The organism is Streptomyces lancefieldiae (assembly GCF_031845825.1).
In the GTDB taxonomy this organism is placed as follows: Bacteria; Actinomycetota; Actinomycetes; order Streptomycetales; family Streptomycetaceae; genus Streptomyces; species Streptomyces lancefieldiae.
Window position 1 is genome coordinate 1 of the sequence record NZ_JAVRFH010000441.1, and the last position, 255, is coordinate 255.

Below are 255 nucleotides of genomic sequence, written 5' to 3' on the forward strand. Positions count from 1 at the left end.
TCGCGGCCGGGCGCGGCAACGTCTTCGGCGTGACCGAGGGACCCGGCCACAGGACCGCCCTGGCGTTCTTGCCCGACCACCCCGAGGAAGGCGTCGGCACGCTGGCCCGGGTCTGCACTCCCGAGGAGCCGGACGGCGACGTCGTCTTCGAGCGGAGCGCGGAACGACCGATGGGGCTGTGGGCCGAAGCAGGGGAGAACCTCCTGCGGATCGTGCCGCTGCTCGGTCCGGACGCGCCGCCGGCGGACGAACTCG

General features: G+C 74.1%; 1 pseudogene. It reads left to right on the forward strand.

Annotation, left to right across the window (positions count from 1 at the left end):
• Positions 1-29 precede the first annotated feature (29 nt).
• A pseudogene (locus RM812_RS42875) lies at positions 30-255 on the forward strand (hypothetical protein); the annotation flags it as partial.